Annotated in this window: 15 protein-coding genes; 2 read left to right on the top strand and 13 right to left on the bottom strand. The window is 63.4% G+C overall.

Going from position 1 to position 19,500, the window contains the following annotated elements; all coding sequences use genetic code 11:
• Positions 1–4: 4 nt before the first annotated feature.
• The 10 genes from pgaA to HX855_RS29025 form a co-directional block, all read right to left on the bottom strand.
• The gene (gene pgaA / locus HX855_RS29070) at positions 5–2,458 is read right to left on the bottom strand and encodes a poly-beta-1,6 N-acetyl-D-glucosamine export porin PgaA (RefSeq protein ID WP_177087942.1); all 2,454 of its coding nucleotides are present in this window, start codon (positions 2,456–2,458) and stop codon (positions 5–7) included.
• Positions 2,459–2,638: 180 nt separating this feature from the next.
• Positions 2,639–4,135, bottom strand: a complete 1,497-nt coding sequence (locus HX855_RS29065; protein WP_177087944.1) for a YdgA family protein — start codon at positions 4,133–4,135, stop codon at positions 2,639–2,641.
• 266 nt (positions 4,136–4,401) lie between these two features.
• Positions 4,402–5,034, bottom strand: coding sequence for a hypothetical protein (locus tag HX855_RS29060; RefSeq protein WP_003218188.1), 633 nt, complete (start codon positions 5,032–5,034; stop codon positions 4,402–4,404).
• A gap of 81 nt (positions 5,035–5,115) precedes the next feature.
• Positions 5,116–6,558 carry an efflux transporter outer membrane subunit gene (locus tag HX855_RS29055; protein WP_177087946.1) on the bottom strand — a complete coding sequence of 481 codons (1,443 nt, stop codon included), beginning with the start codon at positions 6,556–6,558 and terminating at the stop codon, positions 5,116–5,118.
• Positions 6,555–7,445 (bottom strand): efflux RND transporter periplasmic adaptor subunit, encoded by an 891-nt coding sequence (locus HX855_RS29050; RefSeq protein WP_177087948.1) that lies wholly within the window; start codon positions 7,443–7,445, stop codon positions 6,555–6,557. The genes HX855_RS29055 and HX855_RS29050 overlap by 4 nt, the downstream gene beginning before the upstream one ends.
• Positions 7,442–7,651, bottom strand: coding sequence for a DUF1656 domain-containing protein (locus tag HX855_RS29045; RefSeq protein WP_003218193.1), 210 nt, complete (start codon positions 7,649–7,651; stop codon positions 7,442–7,444). The genes HX855_RS29050 and HX855_RS29045 overlap by 4 nt, the downstream gene beginning before the upstream one ends.
• Positions 7,648–9,726 carry an FUSC family protein gene (locus HX855_RS29040; protein ID WP_177087950.1) on the bottom strand — a complete coding sequence of 693 codons (2,079 nt, stop codon included), beginning with the start codon at positions 9,724–9,726 and terminating at the stop codon, positions 7,648–7,650. The genes HX855_RS29045 and HX855_RS29040 overlap by 4 nt, the downstream gene beginning before the upstream one ends.
• Positions 9,723–10,154 carry a MarR family winged helix-turn-helix transcriptional regulator gene (locus HX855_RS29035; RefSeq protein WP_010168758.1) on the bottom strand — a complete coding sequence of 144 codons (432 nt, stop codon included), beginning with the start codon at positions 10,152–10,154 and terminating at the stop codon, positions 9,723–9,725. The genes HX855_RS29040 and HX855_RS29035 overlap by 4 nt, the downstream gene beginning before the upstream one ends.
• Positions 10,155–10,308: 154 nt before the next feature.
• Positions 10,309–10,554, bottom strand: coding sequence for a DUF2789 domain-containing protein (locus HX855_RS29030; RefSeq protein ID WP_177087952.1), 246 nt, complete (start codon positions 10,552–10,554; stop codon positions 10,309–10,311).
• 74 nt (positions 10,555–10,628) lie between these two features.
• Positions 10,629–12,224: a glycosyltransferase family 39 protein gene (locus HX855_RS29025; protein ID WP_177087954.1), complete on the bottom strand. Its 1,596-nt coding sequence runs from the start codon at positions 12,222–12,224 to the stop codon at positions 10,629–10,631.
• Between the two features lie 221 nt (positions 12,225–12,445).
• On the opposite strand from HX855_RS29025, the gene HX855_RS29020 reads away from it, so the two are divergent.
• Together HX855_RS29020 and HX855_RS29015 are read left to right on the top strand one after the other, a co-directional pair.
• Positions 12,446–14,608 (top strand): outer membrane assembly lipoprotein YfiO, encoded by a 2,163-nt coding sequence (locus tag HX855_RS29020; RefSeq protein WP_177087956.1) that lies wholly within the window; start codon positions 12,446–12,448, stop codon positions 14,606–14,608.
• A 3-nt stretch (positions 14,609–14,611) separates the two neighbouring features.
• Positions 14,612–15,316, top strand: a complete 705-nt coding sequence (locus tag HX855_RS29015) for a DUF3142 domain-containing protein (RefSeq protein WP_177087958.1) — start codon at positions 14,612–14,614, stop codon at positions 15,314–15,316.
• Positions 15,317–15,349: 33 nt separating this feature from the next.
• On the opposite strand, the gene HX855_RS29010 is transcribed toward HX855_RS29015, so the two are convergent.
• Genes HX855_RS29010 through HX855_RS29000 form a run of 3 tightly spaced genes read right to left on the bottom strand, consistent with a single transcriptional unit; the run spans position 15,350 to position 19,409 of the window.
• Positions 15,350–16,792 carry an efflux transporter outer membrane subunit gene (locus HX855_RS29010; protein ID WP_177087960.1) on the bottom strand — a complete coding sequence of 481 codons (1,443 nt, stop codon included), beginning with the start codon at positions 16,790–16,792 and terminating at the stop codon, positions 15,350–15,352.
• Positions 16,789–17,847 carry an HlyD family secretion protein gene (locus HX855_RS29005; protein WP_177087962.1) on the bottom strand — a complete coding sequence of 353 codons (1,059 nt, stop codon included), beginning with the start codon at positions 17,845–17,847 and terminating at the stop codon, positions 16,789–16,791. Before HX855_RS29005 ends, HX855_RS29010 begins: the two co-directional genes overlap by 4 nt.
• Before the next feature lie 26 nt (positions 17,848–17,873).
• Complete coding sequence (locus tag HX855_RS29000; protein WP_177087964.1) at positions 17,874–19,409, bottom strand: MFS transporter; 1,536 nt, start codon at positions 19,407–19,409, stop codon at positions 17,874–17,876.
• Positions 19,410–19,500: the final 91 nt, after the last annotated feature.

The following is a 19,500-nucleotide window of genomic DNA, read 5'->3' as shown; positions in this document are numbered from 1 at the left end:
TCTTCTAGAAGCGGTAGGTGAGGTCGACGATCAGGCGCAGATCGCTTTCGCGCTCACCGTCATAAGGTCGGCTGATCCAGCTGAGGTTGGCGCCGGTTTCGAGCACGTCGTTCCAGCGAAAACGCTGGCCGTAGCCCACCAATGCAACGCCGCCGGTGCCGTAATCGCGCTGGCTGTAGGTGCCCGCCCCCACCTGGAACTGCTGGCTCCACTGGGTCTCGTAGCGGTGGTAGAGCACGTGGTTGACGGTGGCCGTGGGCAGCACGCTGAAGTCCGAGCGCGGGTTGAAATACGGCGTGTCTTCCTTGGTGTTGCGGCTGGTGCCGACTTCCAGGCCCAGATCGACTTGCACCCCCGGCGAGCTGTACACGCCCTGGCGACCGGTGAGCAGTGCTTCGAGGCGGTTGTTGCCGTCGCTGAAGTGGGATGGGCTCAGGGCCAGTTTCCATTCGCGGCTTTCGTTGGCGCGCCAGCGGATAAAACCGCTGCCGCCGTTGGCGGTGATGTCGGCGTTCAGCGCCCGCAACGGGGTGTTGGCGGAGAGGTAGTCGAGGCTGCCGCCGTACTGCCATTGGTCATTGATGTCCCGGGCAATCGCGACCCGCGCGCCCTGCTTGTCGCCAAAGCCGTAGGAGTGGTTGGAGACCTCGGCTTCGAGGGTCATGTCACGGGTGCGCCGCTCTACCCCGAGGCGCTGCCAACGGTGTTGGCCGGTGCCTTCTTCAAAATCGGCGGTGGCGTAGCCGGCCCCGCCGAACACGCGCCAGTCTTCATCGATAGGCGGGCTGTAGAGCAAGGTTTCGATGCCAAAGTCGCGGCTGCCGGACACCGCGCCCGCGCCGTTATCGCCGCCGCCGTTGCTTTTGCCGGTGTAGGCCTCGACGCGCAATTCGGCCATGTCGTGCACATCCCGCAGGCGGCTGAGGCGCTGCACCTGGCGGTTGTCCGGGGCGCGGTCGACCACGTCGTCGGTGAGGGCATCGAGCTGACGCCACTCCTGCAAATCCAGGGCAGTGTGGCCTTGAGAAACCTCCAGGCCGATGTCGCGCGGGGCCTGGGCTTCGGTTTCCTTGAGGGTGTTTTCGGCGCGCCGAGGCCAGTCGCGGGCACGGTACATGTCGGCCTGGGCCAGGCGCAGGCCGATATTGCCGGGGGCCTGTTGCACCAGGGCTTCCAGGCCTTTTTCGCTGGCGGGCAAGTCGGCGCCATAGGTACCGGCCTGGGCCGCTAATTGTTGGGCGTCCATCCATGCGTCGTTGGGGTTGCCGATGGGCAAGCCCTTGAGTTCGACCCGAGGTTGCTGGGTGCTCGCCAGGTTGTCGGCGACTTCGCGGGCTTGCACCACTTGATCGTTTTCCAGCAGGGCGTAGAACAGCGCGGTGCTGTCTTCGACGTGATCGCCCGCGTCCGCGTCGCTCGCCGCCAGGGCCTGGCGATACAGGGGCGCGGCCTTTTCCGGCTGGCGCTGGTCGAGGTAGGCGGCAGCGACCCAGCGCAGGGCGTAGGTCGGCAGTTGCACGCCTTCGCCCTTCAGCCCTTCGTAATCGCGCACCACCTCGGCGGTGCGCGCCCGGGCTTTCAGCGCGCCCAGGCGGTCGATGCGCCAGCGCACCACGTCGTCATGGGCGCTGGTATCCGGTATCCAGGTGGTGAGCAGTTGGTCGTAATCCTTGAGGGCGCGGTCGGCGATGACGTAGCGCTCTTTTTCACTGCGGGTGGCGAACTCGGCCAGGCGCACGCGCTCGGCGGCCAGGTCGCCTTCGAGGCGGCGTTGGGTGACCGGGTCCAGCAGGCCCGGGCGCCGGGCGGCCAGGCGCAAGGCCGGTTCCGGCAGGCGTGCGCGTTGCAGGGCGATGATGTATTCGCGGGCGACTTCAGGTTTGTTGCCAGCATGGATGAACGCCTGGTCGAATTCGAACAGCGCGTCATAGGTAAAACCTGCGCGGGTCAGGGCGTAACCCAAGGCCATGCGGCGGTCGGCGTCGTCGGGCTTGGCGGCCACCAGGGCGCGGGTCCGCTGCACGGCTTCGGCTGTCTGCCCGGCGTCTGCCTGGGTCAAGGCCAGGCCCAGTTGCAGGTCGGGGTTATTCGGCTCGCGCAGCAGCGCCTGGCGATACACGGCAATCGCCTGCGCCCAACGCTGTTGGTTGCGGTAAGTGCGGGCGACGGTGGCCAGTGCCTGGGTAGTGAGGGTGCGAGTGCGGCCTTGGGCCTCGTAGACCGTCAGCACTTCGGCGTCCTGGCGCGCCCAACTGGCAATCAGCAGGTGATCGCTGACCTGCCCCGGCGTCTGGCGCTCGGCGGGCAATTGGCGCAACAGGTTGAGGGCCGGACCATAGTTGCCGCTGCGGGCCTGGTTGATCAGCGAATCATAGGCTGCATCGGCCGACGCCACGACGGGCCACAGCAGTTGGCTGCACAGGGCCAGGCGAATAAAGGGATGAACATTACGCGACATATCGTCAGCTTCCTTCCACGGAAAGCTGTAGCGATAAATTCACCTGTAGGGCACACCAGGCGACCGGCATCTAATGACCCGGCCAAGCTTTCCTGGGGCGCAATATCCTTGAGAGGGGCACAAAAAAGGCCAATTCCGAACAATTATTCAGAATTGGCCTACATAACTTTCAGACGATTCTTATTGAGCGCCGCTGACCGCACCGATCTTGCCCAGCACAAACCCAATGAATTGCTCGACGGTCATTTTCTGGCCGTTGAAGGTCACTTCATTGTTGGCGTAGTGCAGCTTGGACACGACATCGGTGCCCACCAGGGTCGCCAGTTGAGTGCCCACGGCCATGCCGCTGATCATCTCGCTGGCCATCTGGGATTGCTGCTCGATGGCTTTCGGGTCGGTCACACCACCGATCTGCGCCTGCAGGCCGGCCACGTCCTGGATCATCGGCTTGGACAGGGTCAGGTTGGCGTCCAGCAGGGCAACGATCTGCTTGCCCAGCTCAACCGGCGGCAGGTCCATGCTCGACGGCTTGGCCAGGTCCACCACCAGGTTGAAGCGGCTTTCGCCATTGGTGGTTTTCAGCGACAGGTTTTCGACCGCCACTTGCGGCTTGGCAGCCAGCAGTTGGTCGACGTTGGCCTGGGCCAGGGCTTGCTCGGCGTCAGTCAGTTGCAACTCAGGCACGGGCTGGCCGGCGGCGGCAGCGGCTTGGGCCGGCTGGACCTTTTCCTGGTAGAGCTTGGTCAGGACCAGCATCGACGGGATGTCGACGTTCTTCATGCTGACCGCCATGGCCGCCGAACCCACTGGCTTGCCCTGGTAACCGATCTCGTCGATTTTGTAGTCGACACGGCCGGCCAAGTTGTTGTCCTTGGTTTCGCTGCTGTCTTTCTGCTCAAAGTTCTTGAGGGTCAGCACCGCTTGCTGCGGGCCGAAGGTGACCTTGGTGTTGGTCAGCTCGACGGTGTTCTGCCCGGTGTAGAAACCGAAGGTGGTTTTTTCCAGGTTGCTGGCGATGGTCAGGCCGCTCAGCTCGGCATCCAGCTTGGCGTTGTTGGCGTCGACGACCGAGACCTTGAGGCTGTCCATGTAGCCGCTGGCCTTGACCTTCTTGCCTTCGGCAGTGGAGTTGAAGTCCAGGTTGGCGCCGGAGAAGCTCACGGCCGACTTGTCGTCCTTGAGTTCCAGGGGCAGCAGTTCGACGTTGCCGGTCACCGAGCGGTCATAGCCAATGTTGGCCACGCCTTTGAGCGGCGACACGTCTTTGCTGGCGGCGAACCATTTTTCGGTGGTGGGGTTTTTCTCAAGCTCGTAGTGACTGGTGGCCATGACCGGCAGCCACTTCAGCGACACCAGGCGCGAGAACGGCAGCGGGCCGTGTTCGATATGGTCGACGAACAGCAGTTCGGTGTCCTGGTGGTTTTCACCGAACACCGCGCCCTGGGCCTTGAGGCGATAGTGGGCGGTGCTGCTGAACAGCTGGCGGTCGAGGGAGACCAGTTCGAGGGTCACCGTGCCATCGACGCCGGCCATGGAGGTCTGCAGCTCCTTGTTGGCGTCCTGGATGGCGGTTTGCAGCACCGGCTCCAGTTGCTTGCCGGTGTACCAGGCACCGCCTGCGCTGATTGCACCAATGGCGACGACGATACCCAAGAAAACGACTGCTGGCTTATTCATGTAGTGACCTGATCAAATCCTGTGAAGTGGGCTGTCTTCCCTGAACCCCGAAGGGTGTCGGCTCAAGCCCGCCGAAATCCGGGGAAGATTAGCATTGGCTGGCGTGTGCAGCCCAGTTTTTCAATAGGCGCAGACTTCAGCGCTGAACGGTAAAGTGCCTTCGCGAGCAAGCCCGCTCCCACATTCGACTGCATTCCAAAGATGGAACTCGATCGAATGTGGGAGCGGGCTTGCTCGCGAAGGCGTCAGTACAGACACCACAGATTTCAGGAATACTCGGTTTCAATCTCATCAAGCTGATGGTCAAAGCTCTTCAGCCGCGCCGTCCACGTATACACCAGCACTTCAAACTCACGGTGGATCACCGCATTGCCCGGCGTATCGGACTTGGGATCGTAAAAATCCAGCTGGTAACGCTCCCGCGCCATCGCCGTGGCCACGTCGGATAATTCCCGCGCGTTATTCAGCCAATGCCGTCCGTCGGCGACTTGCCGATCGAGCATCACGCATTGTTTTTTCAGGGCTTCGAGGCTTTTTTCCAGGGGAGTGCCGGTCAGCTCACCCATGACTTCCTGGAAGGTGCGCCCCGGTTGCCAGTAGCTGCCCCAGAAGTAGCGGTCGAACACCGTCTCGACCCGGCGCAGGGCGACTTTGGTGTCCCAGATCGCCACGCGGGTCTTGCCTTGTTCGAGCAGTCTTCGCTTGATTCGCTGGCCCTGGTAAGAAGCCCAGGCCACCACGCCGATGGACAACACCGCGATCAGCGCGCTGGCGCTGTCGAGGAACACCATGGCCTTGTCGATTTGATGGGCCAGCATGATGCCGTAGAAGTAAGTCGCCGATAGCAACACCAGTGCGAAGAACACGCACCAGAAAGCGGGAGCATAAGGGTTTTTCATTATTGGAATCCCCATGAGCAAACGCGAGCAGTGTCAGGCGAGCCATCACGCAGGCTCGCCTTTCAAAGCATAGCAATCAGCTCAGGGTTTGCTGGCTTGTGTGGCTTGCGTTCGTCCACTTTCCCAGCCGCCGCCCAGGGCCAGGAACAAATCGATCTGGCTCATGGCAACCTGGGTGTTCGCTGCGGCCAACTGCGCCCGCACGTCGGTGTAGGTGCGGGTGGCTTGCAGGTCGGCCAGGAACGAGGCGCGGCCCGCCTGGAAGAAGCGGTGCGTCTGCTCAGCCGCCTCTTTGGCCGACGCGCCGGCATCGGCCAGGGCGTCGCGGCGTTGCAATTGGGCGGTGTACTGCGCGAGGCCGGTCTGGGTTTCGCGGATGGCGTTGAGCACCACGCCATCGAAGTGCGCCAGGGCACCCTGGGTCGCGGCTTCGGCTTCGTGGATACGGGCACGGGCGCCGTTGGTCGGCAGTGTCCAGCTGATCAGCGGGCCAAAGCCCCAGCGGTTGGTGGCCGGCGTGCCCAGGTCATCCAGGATACCGACGGTGCCCACGGTGGCGCCGATGCTGATATCCGGGTACAGCGCGCCGGTGGCCACACCGATACGTGCGGTGGCCGCCGCCAGTTGGCGTTCAGCCTGGCGCACATCCGGGCGACGCTTGAGCAGCGTGGCGCCGTCGCCTACCGGCAGCAACTGCGCGATATGCGGCAGCTCGGCGCATTGAGCGGTGCCGGCGGGCAGTTGATTCAGCGGCTTGGCCAGCAACATCGACAGGCGGAACAAGCCGGCCTGGCGCAATGCTTCATAGCGCGGCATTTCGGCGCGCAAGGATTTGTATTGGGTTTGCGAACGCGTGACCTGGGTTTCATCACCCCGGCCGGCATCCCGCAGGCGCTGGGTCAGGTGCGTGCTCTGGGCTTGCAGGTCGAGGGATTCGTTGGCGATCGCCAGCTCTTCGTTGGCCGCGCACACCTGGGTGTAGGAGCGCACCACGTCCGCCACCAAGGTGATACGGGCGATATCAGCCGCCGCCTGGGCCGCATCGGCACTGGCCTGGGAGCTTTCAATGCCGCGCTGCAAGGTGCCGAACAAATCGAACTGGTAGGACGTACTGATGCTGGCACTGCCGATGTTGGCCACCGGGACTTTTTCCGTCAGCAAATAGGCTTCGCCGGACTCTTGCAGGCGTTGGGCCTCAGCCTTGGCGCCGGCACTCCAGCCGCCGGCCGACTCGGCTTGCTGCACCTGATAGCGCGAGCGTTGCAAGTTGGCCGCCGCCACCCGCAGGTCGGTGTTGGAGGCCATCGCCTGCTCCACTAACTTATCCAGGCGCGGGTCCTGGTAGAGCCTCCACCAGTCCGCCGGCACCGGCGCCGACACCACATTGTGGCCCTCCCCGGCCAACTGGCCCTGAAGGTCGCCGCGGTTCACCGCCGCCTTGTCCGGCAGCTTGTAGTCGGGCCCCACCACTTGGCAGGCCGACAGCAACAACCCCAGCCCGGCGGTTGCTAAGAGCCGTTTCATGGTTTCTCCCCCGACTCGGGTTTGTCACCGATGATCGACACGGTGGCGGTACGCCCGGCAATCATGCGGAAGTCTGCCGGCACGTCGTCAAACGCGATGCGCACCGGAATCCGTTGGGCCAGGCGCACCCAGCTGAACGCCGGGTTGACGTTGGGCAACAGGTTGGAGCCGCTGCTGCGGTCACGGTCTTCGATACCGGCGACGATGCTCTGCACATGCCCGCGCAGGCGGGCCTTGTCGCCGATCACGCGGATATCGACACTTTGGCCGACGTGGATACCGTCGAGCTTGGTCTCTTCGAAGTAGCCGTCAATGTGGAACGAGTTGCTGTCCACCACCGACAATACCGGGCGCCCGGCGGTCACGAACTCCTGGTTACGCGGCGCGCGGTCGTTGATGTAGCCGTCCACGGGGCTGCGGATCACCGAGCGGTCCAGGTTGAGCTGTGCGGCATCCACCGCCACTTGCGACTCGGCCAGGGCCGATTGGGCGCGGGCGACGCGGGACTGGCTTTCTTCCAGTTGCTCACTCGCCACCAGGTTGCCCAGGCCACGGTTACGTTTGTTCTCGCGCATGGCCTGGGCCAGGGTTTCCTGGCGGTCGGCCACAGCGGCCTGGGCTTGGCGCAACGCCAGCTTGAAGCGGTCCTGGTCGACGGAGAACAGCACCTGGCCGCGCACCACCAACTGGTTGTCGCGCACGTCCACTTGCTGGATCAGCCCGGACACGTCCGGGGCGATCTGCACGATGTCGGCACGGATGTGGCCGTCACGGGTCCAGGGCGCGAACATGTAGTACATCACCATGCGCCACACCACGACGCAGGCGAAGGTCACCACCAATAACGTCAGGACTACACGGCCGATGGTCAAAAAAGGTTTTTTCATGTCATGAGGTATCGACTGAGTGAATCCACTGCGCCCAGTAACAGAGCGTAGAGACCCACATTGAACAATGCCCGGTGCCAGACCAGGCGATAGAAGTGGACGCGGGTCAACAGCCCGTGCACCACCAGGTACAACACATACGTAATGCCCATCAGCACCAGCAGCGTGGGCAGGAACACCCCGCTGATATCCAGATCACCGATCATAAAGGCGCTCCATCGGGTAACGGCGCTTCCCGCTCTGTGCCGCCAAGAAATTCCACGCCCGGCAACAGCGACAGGCGCAAGCCGCTCAGGGCGTGCAGCAGGTGCAGGCGGGTTTCGTCCTCGCCTTGCAAGCCCTGGCCGTTAAGGGCACGGCGGGTACGGTCAAGGGTCATCAGCAGACCGCTGGGGGCCGGCAGACGCTCACCGGCTTTCAGGCAGGCCTTGAAGTAACCGCCAACGCCTTCCACCACCTGGTTAAGCAGCACCCGTGGCACACCGAGGATGCGCGGCGAGTAAGCCAGCAGGTCCAGCAGGTTCAGCGCCACCCGCACTTCGCGCAGCGCGATGCCGGTGTCCTGGCCGGTCAGCGCCAGGCGCGGCAGGTGTTGCATCAGGCGATCGAGCATTTGCACGCCCATCTTGCGGTGTTCGGCCAGGGTGGCGGGCTCGGTGAGGCTGACGATGTCGCGCCAGCTGAAGCGGGTCAGGCGCTTGGCCGCCAGCTCGGCACCGAACGGCCGGGCGATCAGGGTCCAGACGAAGGCGAACAACAAGCCCACCGGGCCGGCCAGGTTGGAGTTGGCGAAGGCCAGGAAGTCGGCATCGTAGGCGCCCTGGATGCTGATGAACGACGAGGTGTTGACCAGCGTCAGCAGCATGCCGAGGTAGAAGCGCGGCTGTACTGTCAGGGTGCCGATGCAGATAAAGGGCACCGAAAACGCCAGCACCAGCATCGGGAAATCGTGCAGGTTGGGCAGTACCAGAAACAGGTAGAGGCTGGCGAATAGCACCGACATCGCCGTCCAGAAAAAGAACCGGTAGATCTGCGGCGCCGGGTCGTCCATGGAGGCGAAAAAGCTGCACGCCACCGCCGCCAGGATTACCGCGCTGCCGCCGTCGGTCCAGCCCAACAGGATCCACAGCACCGAGGCGACGATGATCGCGGTGATGGTGGAAAACGCCGAGTAGAACATCAGGCCACGGTCAAGAAAGGGCGTCAGCCGGCCCAGGCGCCAGTGGCGGTACACCGCGCGCCAGCTGTCCTGGCTTTCGCATTGAATGGCAGCTTGCAGGCTGCGACAGTCTTGCCACAGATCCACCCACTCGCCCAGGCGATACAGGGCGTTGGAAAACAGCAACGTGTGGCGATCCTCCAGGGCTTCGGCGTCAGGTTGCAGGGCTTCGATCTGGTCCCGCAGGGCACGCCAGCGTTCGAGGGGCGCGTCCTTTTGCGTGCTCTCCAGCCACTCGAGGGCGGCGGCCAGCAACGGCGTGAACCGGTCGAGCAGTTCCGGGGCGCGGTGTTCCAGGGCGAACACCGCATCGTCCAGGGCGTCGATCACCGGCAGCAGGTGGATCATCCGGCCGCGCAGCTCTTTGGTATTACGCACCGTTTGCGGCCGAGCACCCTCGTGGGGCAACTGGCCGATCATCAATTCCAGGGTGTTGAAGGTCGCCACCATGCCGCCGCGCAAGGTGCTGATTTCTTCAGGCTGTACGTTACGGCTGAGGAAACGCAGGCTGTAGACCTGGGCATCGGACAACCACTTGGCGACTGAATCATCAAACACCGGCGCCAGCCGTCGCGGCCAGAACATCGCCCCCACCACCGCCGCCACGGCGATACCGAGGAAGATTTCTTCGGTACGCGCTTCAGCCACATCCCATACCGCCAGCGGGTTATCCACCACCGGCAGGGCGATCAGCGGCAACGTATAGCCGGCCAGCATCAGCGCGTAGCTGTTGGCGGTGCGCAGGTGCAGGGACAGGAACAGCAGCGTCCCGGTCCACAGCGCGATCACCACCACCAGCAGGTAAGGCGTCTGCACAAACATCGGCACAAAAAACACCGCTGCGGCCGCGCCCATGAAGGTGCCGACCGCCCGGTACAGCGCTTTGGAGCTGGTAGGGCCGACAAACGGGCTGGACACGATATACACCGTGGCCATCGCCCAATACGGACGCGGCATCTGCATCAGCATGGCGATGTACAGCGCGATCATTGAGGCGGCGAATGTCCTGACGCCATAGAACCAATCCCTGGCCGGCGGCATGCCGGTAAAAAATCCGTTCAAGAACTCACAACCATAGGATGTTGATTGGCGCCTTCAAAGGCCCGCAACACACGCAATGCGGCCTCCAGGTCATCGGGGTCGATCGTCGCCAGCACTTCACGGCGCAGGCGCACGAGTTGCTCTTCCACCGCCTGCACCAGCTCGCGGCCACGCTCGGTGAGGCTCAAGGCCTTGGCGCGTCGGTCGTGGATGTCTTCGGTGCGGCACACGTAGCCGGAACTGCACAGCTGGTCCAACAGGCGCACCAGGGATGGGCTTTCCATCCCGGCGGCCTGGGCCACCTTGACCTGGTGCACACCGTCGCCGAGGCGGCCGATCATCAGCAGCGGCACGGCGCAGGCTTCGGAGATGCCATAGCTGACGAGCGTGGTCTGGCAGATTTTGCGCCAGGTCCTGGCACCTACCACCATGCTGCTGCTGATGTTCATCTGGAGTTGTTCGAGGGTCTGGGACACTGGATTATTCGCATACAGTTAGTTTGCTAACTATCAATATGGTCGATGGATCCAATGTCGTCAAGTTTTGAAACAAATTTTGGGATGGGTGGTGGCGGCGCGAAGATGTGGGTCAGTAAAGCGGGTTTTAAACCCCACGCCCCTCTCTCAACCGCAAATTCAACTCATCCACCACCTCCGCCCAATCCGCGTCCTCCAACATCTCTTCACGCAAAAACGCGCGCTGGCCTGGCGTCCAGAAAAACGCATCCGCCAGATGCAGTTCGGGTTTGAGTGGGGAGTGGACAGCGATAAACCGCTCGATACTGACCGGGTCATCCGGCAAGCCGAGCTGTTTGAACAAGGATGGCAAGCTGTGTACCGGGGATTCCATGATGTGATCCTGAAAAGAGGGTTCACCTGAGTCTAGCCCCCAGGCGAACATAAACCTCTCAGGTGTTGCGAAGATTAATCGCAGCCTTCGCGGTGCACACCCGCCGGCGCGTTACACAGCACGAAGAGCCGGGCGCGAGCACCGCCGCCATCCTGCTGGCTGAGCTGGCGCCAGCCTGCCGGCAACGGGGCAAATTCATCCGGGCCGTCAGCGGCGCTGATCAGCCAGACACGCTGGATATCGGTGGGCAATGCCGACAGGCGATCGAGGTAGATACGCCCGCCATCCTGGTCCACCAAGGTGCCAAAACCATAGGCATTCGGCCGGGTCGACTTGCCGGCGGCGGTCGGCGGCGTAAAGAGTTGCAGCTGGGCGTCGGTCTCGTCGTAATAGACGTAGGGCAAGTACCACAGCATGTCGCTGATGACGATGCGGTCATCTTCCTGGTAGTTGCGGTTGACGAACTCCACCGCGACGTTGAATTGATCATGTTGATCGACGGTGGCGTTGCTCTTCACGCCCACCAGTTCCACCCCGACAACCAGCACAAAGAGTGCCGCCCCCGCCAGCGGCAGGCGTGGCGACAGACGGTCGACGGCCAACGCCACGATGATCGGCAAACTCATCGCATAGGCGGTGAGATAGCGCTCGATAAACACCGGGGAAATAAACGAAACCCCATAGACCAGCAGCACCGGCAGGATGAAAAACAGCGCCAGCAACCAGCCAACCCGATAACGGCTTTGATCGCGCCACGCGGTCACACCTACCAGCGCTATCAGCAATAACGGAAACCCGACAAAGAGGGGTCGCCACAGGTGGTCGCCCGGGTCCTGAATGAGGAACTGCCACACCATCGACGGTACGGAGTACAGGTTGACCGGGTCTTCCCAGCCAATATCACCGCCCACCTTGAGTTCTTCGGTGTGCTGCACCAGGCCCAGCAAATTCGGCAGCCAGGGCAGGTACAGCAACACAATGGCAACGTTGGCCACCCACCAGCCGGGGCGCGTGACCCGGCGCAGGCCGCCGGCCCGTGGCAGACGCAGCAGCACCAGCCAGGCCCAGTGCACCAGCACGCACAACGCCGTGAAGTAGTGGGTATAGAAGGCCGCCGTCATCAACAGCGCATAGGCCACCAGATACCGCTTGCGCTCAGGCTGGCGGACCCAATACACCAATGCCAGGGTGGCGGCCAGCAGCCACACACCCAGCAGGGAGTACATCCGCACTTCCTGGCTGTAGCGCACCGCCGTGGGCAGCAACGCCAGCAAAACCCCCGCCAGCACTGCCGCACGGCGGGTCGCGATCAGGCGCGTCAGCCAGATGCCCAGGCCGACGGCGGCCACACCGGGGAGCGCACTCAAGCTGCGCAGGGAGAAAATACTGTCGCCAAACACCTCGATCCAGCCCCGCAGCATGAAGAAATACAGCGGCGGGTGAACGTCATGGGCGGCGTGAAACCACAGGTCTTCCAGGGAATACTCGGCCAGCAGCAGGCTTGAACCTTCATCGCCCCAGATCGCGGAGGCGGTCAAACCGTAGAAGCGTACGGCCATGGCCAACGCCACCAGCGGCACCCACCACAATCGAGCCAGCCAGCCGGCACTCTCCCACAGGCCAGGATTGAGCACGGGAAATGCCCCGGCCTTGTTGTCTTGTTCCGCCACAGACCGTCGCACCTCTACTTCCTCACCCACTACTAAACCTGCGCTTGCGCAAACACCCGCCACTCTAGGTCAAAAGGCCTCGATTCGCCCGCTGTTTTGCGCGATTTGAACTGCCATCCGCCAATCGGACAAATCTGAATTTTGCGCAGGGTGTCTCCGATGCGTTGGTCGGATCAGGCTATGATTGCTGCCTTCCATGGATTCAGGATCAAGGACACTTCATGCGCATCGGCCTTCTGTCACCCCTGGCACTGACATTGCTCGCCACCCTGCCCCTTCAGGCCCACGCCAGCGGCGATGACTCGTGCTACCCGGATTGGCGGGTGTCGCGCAACAGCCTGGACGTGTGCAGCAACCTGCCCTTCCTGAGCCCGGGCAATGACAGCCGGGTCAACCTGCGCCTGTTGCTGGCGGACAAGCAGGTAATGCCGCTGGCGCCGAATGCCTTGGGCGAGCAGGACGCGTCCGAAGGCTTTGGCCCGGTGCCTTTCCCGGTGTATCGGCTCACGCCGGCTGCAGATGAGCCCGACAACAAACCCGACGACTCGCGCACCGCCGAACTGGACGAACTGCTCAGCACGCTGGGCATCAAGCGCGATGACGACAAGACCGCCGGTGAAGCCTTCCTTTCCGGCGAAGGCAGCCGTTGCCGCAGCAACGCCGATGACAGCGCCGCCGCCTTTATCAGCCAGGTGGTAAAAGCCGATGTACCGCAGGCCGAACGCCAATGGCTGGCCAAACTGCGCGTACAGATGCTCGGCAGCTGCTCCTCGGATGGCGTAGCCGCAGCCGAGGCCGACCAGGTTAAATCGGCAGACGGCCAAGCATTGCTGGCCTACCTGAAGGCCGCCGGGGACTTTTACAGCGGGCGCTTCAGCGACGCACAAAAAGGCTTCGCGGCGCTGACCAGCAGCACGCTGCCCTGGCTCAAGGAAACCGCGCTGTACATGACCGCCCGCACCGCGTTGAACGACGCCCAGCAAAATGCCTTCGACGAACACGGCACGCCGTCCCTTGAGCATGTGGATAAGTCCGCCCTGCAACGGGCCGAGAAGGGTTTCGACGACTACCTGAACACTTATCCACAGGGCGAATTCGCCGCCTCCGCCCGCGGCCTGCTGCGCCGGGTGCACTGGCTGGCACCCAACCCCGACAAACTGGCAGACGACTTTGCCTGGCAACTGACCCAGGCCACCGACGCCCAGCGCAACGTCTCCCTGGATGAACTGGTGCAGGAAGCCGACACCAAGCTGCTGACCAGCACCACCGCACCGGTGGGCAACCCGCTGATCCTGGCCCTCAACGACCTGATGTGGATGCGCGCCGGCGAGCCGCCCAAACTCACCCGCGAAGCCCTCGACGGGCAAAAGTCGATATTTGCCCAGGAACCGGCGCTGTATGCCTATGTGCAGGCGGCGTTTGCCGTGTACGTCGAGCATCAGCCTGACCGCGCCTTGAAGCTGCTGCCGCAGGACGTACCCTCAACCCTCGACTACTTCGCTTTCAGCCAGCAGACCCTGCGCGGCCTGGCGCTGGAAGCCAAGGAAGACTGGAAAGCCGCCGAAGCCCTGTGGCTGCAACTGCTGCCGCTGGCCAAGCAACCGTTGCAACGGGACCAGCTTGAGCTGGCCCTGGCGATGAACTACGAACGCAGCGGGCAACTGGCCAAGGTGTTCGCCACCGACTCCCCGATCAGCGCCAAGCAGGTGCGCTATATCCTGCTGCGCAATGTCGCCGGCCCTGAATTGCTGCGCCAGCAGTTGGCCAATGCGGGCGACCCGGTAGAGCGCCAGACCGCGCAATTCACGCTGCTCTACAAAGACCTGCTGCGCGGCCAGTTCGCGACCTTTGCCGAAGACCTGAAGCAACTGCCCGCCTCGCTTTCCGACGACAAGCTCGGCACCAGCCTGGGCTATGTCTACAGCGGCGGCCAGTCGTTGAAGCTGTTCCGCTGGACCGGTGACAAAGCCGAATCCGGCTACACCTGCCCGAGCGTTGCGCAAATCGCCAGCACCTTGCAGGCCGACCCGAAAAACCCCCAGGGCCTGAACTGCCTGGGTGAATTCATCCTGCGTAACGGCCTCGACGGCATGCCCTTGGAACAAGCGCGCTCCGCCGGCAGCCTGGGCAGTACCGCCTCGCCCTTCAAAGGTGAAACCTTCTCCCGTCTCGAAGGCTACAAGCAGGTGATCGGCAACCCCAAGGCACCGCATAACGACAAGGCCTACGCGCTGTTTCGCGCCATCAACTGCTACGGGCCTTCGGGCTACAACAGCTGCGGTGGCGAAGACGTCGACAAGGCCGTGCGCAAAGGCTGGTTCCGCCAGTTGAAAACCGGGTTTGCCGATACCCAGTGGGGCAAGTCGCTGCAGTACTACTGGTAAGCCGTGAAGCGTATCTGGCTGGCCCTGCTCCTGCTGGCAAGCCCGGCCTTCGGCGCGGTGGACGCCCGTGACCATGACGCGTTCTGGCTGTGGAGCGGCGTCGCTCCCCAGCCGGTGCTCAAACAGGCCAAAACCCTGTACATCCTCCAGGGCCAGATCAACTCGACCCGCCGCGCGCCCCAGCGTGGCGTGCAACTCATCGCCCAGGGCATGAGCGTGCCGCGTATCACCCAGGGCGACATCTGGGTGGTATACCGCGCCCATACGCTGCACTGGCCCGAGTCGGTCTACCGCCAGATGCTCGGCCAGGTGCAACGCTGGCGGGACGCGGGCAATCCGGTGGTGGGTATCCAGATCGACTTCGATGCGCGCACCCAATACCTCAACGAATACGCCGACTTCCTGCGGGACCTGCGCCAGCGCCTGCCCAAGGACTTGCGTCTGAGCATCACGGGGCTGATGGACTGGAGCAGCAATGCCGACCCGGCGGCCATCGCGCAACTCAAGGGCGTGATTGATGAAGTGGTGGTGCAAACCTATCAGGGCCGCCACAGCATCCCGGATTACGCGGCGTATTTGCCACGGATGAATCGGCTGGGCGTGCCATTCAAGATTGGGTTGATTCAGGGTGGAGAGTGGGAGGAGCCGGGGTATTTGAAGGGGAATGAGTGGTTTCGAGGGTATGTGGTGTTTTTGCAGAATCCTTGAGTGCCCACGGTCCCTCGACCGTGGGCACTGGTGTTAACGCCCTGCCGTCTGTTCCGGATACACCGACTCCCAGCCCCCGCCCAACGCCTTGTAAAGCCCGACCATGGCCAATGAAACGCCGGTGGAGCTTTCCACCCACTGCTCCTGCGTCGCCAGCAACGCACTTTGCACCGTCAGCACGTTGACGAAATCCACCACGCCTTCGACGTATTGATGCTGCGCCGTGGTGAGGGCGATCTGGTTCTGGCGTACGGCTTCGGCCAGGCTGTCGCGGCGCAGTTGGCTGGCGTTGTAGCGGGTCAGTTGGTCGTCGATTTCATGCCAGGCCCGCAGCACGGTTTGCTGGTAGGCCAGCGCCGCTTCCTGTTGCTGGGCTTCACGCAGATCAAGCATGCCTTGCAACCGGCCACCGTTGAAAATCGGCAGGCTCAGTTGCGGGCCGAACGCGAAGGCACGCGAACTCCACGAGCCAAAATCCGCCAACTGCAATGCCTGGGAGCCCACGCTGCCGGACAGGGTGATGCGCGGGTAGAAGTCGCCCTTGGCCACGCCGATGGAGGCGGTGGCTGCATGCAAGCGCGCTTCGGCCTGGCGGATGTCGGGGCGGCGCTCGGCCAACTGCGACGGCAGGCCGATGGCGACCTGGCGTTGGGTCTGCGGTACGGCAGCGTCCTTGGACAGCTCAGCGTACAAGGCTTGGGGCGGTTCGCCCATCAGCAGGCTCAGGGCGTTGATCAGTTGGTCCTGGCGTTGCTGCAGATCCGGCAGGCGCGCTTCGATAGCGGCGACTTGAGCAGCAGCCTCCGCGACATCGAGGTCCGTGGCCACACCATCGGCCAGGCGCAGTTGCGAGAGCTTCAGGCTGTGGCGGGCGACGTCGAGGTTTTGCTCGGTGACGGCCCGGGTGTTTTGCACGCCGCGCAGCTGGATGTAGTCCTGGGCGGTTTCCGCCAGCACCGACAACAGCACGGCGCGGCGGTCGTTTTCGGCGACTTGCAGGGTGGCGTCGGCGGCTTCGGTTTCGCGTTTTACCCGGCCCCAGAAGTCCAGTTCCCAGGCGGCGGAAAACCCCATGTCCCACTGGTTGTAGGCCGAGCGGCCGTTCTTCCCCGAGGCGTCGCTCAAGCCATCGGCGCTGTTGCGCTGGCGCAGGTAATCGCCGGTGGCGTTGACGGTCGGGTAGCGCTCGGCGGTGATCACCTGGCGCGCGGCGCGGCTTTGCTGCAGGCGGCTGCTGGCGAGTTTCAGGTCGAGGTTGTCGGTGAGCGCACGCCGCGTCAGCGCGGTGAGTTGCTGATCATGGAACACTTCCCACCAGCGCTCTTCCAGCGGGTCGTTGACCGCGTGGCTGGCGGCTTTCTGGCCATGAGGCTCGGTCCATTGACCGACGGGATTTTGCGGGCGCTGAAAGTCCGGGCCGACGGTGCAGGCACTCAGGCTGAGCAGGCTCAAGGTAAACCAGACGAGGCGTCTCATTGCTGCGCCACCTCACGTGGCTGGGCGGCGGCCTGGGTGTCGACGCTGGCTTCCACCGACATGCCGACCCGCAGGCGTTCGGTCAGGGCCTGGCCAGGTTCCAGGATGATTTTCACCGGAATGCGCTGTACCACCTTGGTGAAGTTGCCGGTGGCGTTGTCCGGCCGGACTGAGGCAAACGTCACCCCGGTGGCCGGTGCGAGGCTTTCGAGGTGCCCCTTGAGCACTTCGCCGTCGAGGCTGTCGACCTTCACGTCCACCGTTTGGCCGGCGTGCATGTGGGACAGTTGGGTTTCCTGGAAATTGGCCACCACGTAGGCCTCGGCCAGTGGCACCACCGCGAGGATCTTGCTGCCCGGCGTCACATAAGCGCCAACCCGCACGGCCCGTTCGCCGACCATGCCGTCCACCGGTGCGACGATGCGGGTGTACGACAGCTGATAGCTGGCCATTTCCAGCGCGGCCTGGGCGCGCTTCAGGCCACCGTCTGCCGCATCACGCTGGGCGCCGAGGATTTCCACCTGCTTGCGTTCGGCCGCCAGCACCGCCGTGGCATTGGCCAGGCGCGCGGTGGCCTGCTCGATGCGGGTCTTGGCTTGCTGGGCGTTTTGCACGGTGCCGGCGCCTACGCCCGCGAGGTGGTTGTAGCGGTTCAGTTCGTGTTCGGCAAACGCCACTTCGGCGCGATCTGCCGCCACGGTGGCCTGGGCCTGGGCGATGACCGAGCTTTGGCGCTCCAGGGTCGCCGTGGCATTTTTCAGCTGGGCCCGGGCCACCAGGGTGTCGGCATCCGCCGCCTGGGCAGCCGCGCGAAAGTCACGGTCGTCGATCAGCGCCAGCAACTGGCCGGCCTTGACCCGCTGGTTGTCCTCCACCAGCACTTCCTTGATAAACCCGGCCACACGCGGCGCCACCAGGGTGTAGTCGGCGGCGACGAAGGCGTCGTTGGTGCTCTGGCGCTTGCTGCCGAACATGCCCGGCGCCAGCAGGTAAACCAGCACACCCACGGCGAACACGGTGATGACGGTTACAGCGATTTTGTCTTTGCGTTTCATAGCAATCCCTTTGGCTCAGTGAGCAATCAAGTCGGTGCGCGGGGCGGATAAATCCGCGTCGGCATCCAGAAAATCAGCAGGATCAACACCGCCGCGACACCGGCCATGACGTAGTAGAGATCCGAAGAAGTGAGCACCACGGCCTGTTCGTGCAACCGATGAGCGAGGCCGACGGCGTCGCTGTCGGCCAGGGGCGAGTTGCCCAGGCTGTCCACCAACATGGTCGAGTGGAAATGCAGGCGGTGGGTGGTCAAGGCGTCGATCACGCCAGTGGCGATCACGGCAGCGAGCCCTTTGACGGTATTGAACCAGGCCGAGGCGAACGGCCCGTCCTGGGGCGTGATGCTGCCGGTGGAGAGCATCAGCAGCGGCAACACGGCCATCGGTTGCCCGAAGATTTGCAGCAACTGCAGCGCGTAGAAATCGTCGCGGATCCACGCTGACGTCAATTGCGCCCCGCCCACGCAAGACAGGATCAACAGGCTCAAACCAATGCCCAAGACCCAGCGGCAATCGACCCAACGCAGGTTGCACAGCGCCGCCACCAACGGCAGCGCGATCAACTGCGGCAGCGCCATGATCAACATCACCGGTGCGGTTTGCAGCGGGCGGTAGCCATGCACCTGAGCCAGGTAGCTGGACGGAATGAGGGTGACCGCCAGCAACACGATCAGCACCCCGGCGAGTACGATCAATGCGAAGGCCAGGTTGCGGAGGCCGAGCATCTGCAATCTGAAAAACGGCATCGGATGCGACCACTCGTTGATCATGAACAGCACCAGCAGCACCAGGCCGCCGACCAACAATGAGGTAATCAACGGCGACTCAAACCAGTCCAGCCGATTGCCCTGCAACAGGCCGATCACCAGCATGCAGATCGCCGGAAAACCCAGCAGCAAGCCACGCCAGTTGAACTGCTTGAAGCGCTCAAGGCGCAGCGGGTCCTGAGGCAAGCCGTAGGCCACGGCCGCCATGGCCAGCAGGCACGGCCCGACGATCTGCCAGAACGCCCATTGCCAGCCGACGTACTCGGTCCATAACGCGGCCAAGGGTGTACCAAGGCTGGGGCCGAAGGTTGCCGTCAGGGCGTAGCCGGCCAAGCCGTACAGCTTGACGTTGGCCGGCAGGAAACGCAGGGCCACGGTCATCAGCATCGGCGGCAATGCGCCGCCGGCCAGACCTTGCACGGTGCGCAAAATCAGCAGGCTTTCGTAGTTCGGTGCGAACGGGCACAGCACGCCGAGCACGGTGAACAGGCCGATGGCGCAGAGGGTGAAACGGCGCAGGGAAAAGGTCACCGAACACCAAGGCGCAAAGGCCATGGCCGAAACCGAGGTGGCGGTGTAGGCGGCCACCAGCCAGGTGCCTTCGTCGAAGCCGATGTACAGCGCACCGCGAATGTCAGCGAGGGCGACCTTGGTCACCATCTCGTTGAGGCCGGACACCAGTACCGCGAGCAATACGCCCACCAGGCCGATGATGATGCGTGGACCGAAAACGGGCGGGGCGATGGCGGTCGGCTTGGCTGCGGCCAGGGGTGCGGGAGCAGCGAGGGACGTCATGAACTACAACTCGGAATAGGAAATACCCGAGCAGTTTAATAAGGCTTAGACATGACAAAAAGTGACTTATAGGAAGCTTATAAGTGCACCA

The organism is Pseudomonas sp. IPO3778 (genome assembly GCF_013386825.1).
GTDB lineage: Bacteria > Pseudomonadota > Gammaproteobacteria > Pseudomonadales > Pseudomonadaceae > Aquipseudomonas.
This window is presented reverse-complemented; position numbering and strand designations above follow the sequence as displayed.

Excerpts from the sequence above, each read along its gene's own strand:
- pgaA (WP_177087942.1), bottom strand. The coding sequence starts at position 2,458 with ATGTCGCGTAATGTTCATCCCTTTATTCGCCTGGCCCTGTGCAGCCAA.
- HX855_RS29055 (WP_177087946.1), bottom strand. The coding sequence starts at position 6,558 with ATGAAACGGCTCTTAGCAACCGCCGGGCTGGGGTTGTTGCTGTCGGCC.
- HX855_RS29035 (WP_010168758.1), bottom strand. The coding sequence starts at position 10,154 with ATGAACATCAGCAGCAGCATGGTGGTAGGTGCCAGGACCTGGCGCAAA.
- HX855_RS29060 (WP_003218188.1), bottom strand. The coding sequence starts at position 5,034 with ATGAAAAACCCTTATGCTCCCGCTTTCTGGTGCGTGTTCTTCGCACTG.
- HX855_RS29005 (WP_177087962.1), bottom strand. The coding sequence starts at position 17,847 with ATGAAACGCAAAGACAAAATCGCTGTAACCGTCATCACCGTGTTCGCC.
- HX855_RS29050 (WP_177087948.1), bottom strand. The coding sequence starts at position 7,445 with ATGAAAAAACCTTTTTTGACCATCGGCCGTGTAGTCCTGACGTTATTG.
- HX855_RS29010 (WP_177087960.1), bottom strand. The coding sequence starts at position 16,792 with ATGAGACGCCTCGTCTGGTTTACCTTGAGCCTGCTCAGCCTGAGTGCC.
- HX855_RS29065 (WP_177087944.1), bottom strand. The coding sequence starts at position 4,135 with ATGAATAAGCCAGCAGTCGTTTTCTTGGGTATCGTCGTCGCCATTGGT.
- HX855_RS29030 (WP_177087952.1), bottom strand. The coding sequence starts at position 10,554 with ATGGAATCCCCGGTACACAGCTTGCCATCCTTGTTCAAACAGCTCGGC.
- HX855_RS29000 (WP_177087964.1), bottom strand. The coding sequence starts at position 19,409 with ATGACGTCCCTCGCTGCTCCCGCACCCCTGGCCGCAGCCAAGCCGACC.
- HX855_RS29020 (WP_177087956.1), top strand. The coding sequence starts at position 12,446 with ATGCGCATCGGCCTTCTGTCACCCCTGGCACTGACATTGCTCGCCACC.
- HX855_RS29045 (WP_003218193.1), bottom strand. The coding sequence starts at position 7,651 with ATGATCGGTGATCTGGATATCAGCGGGGTGTTCCTGCCCACGCTGCTG.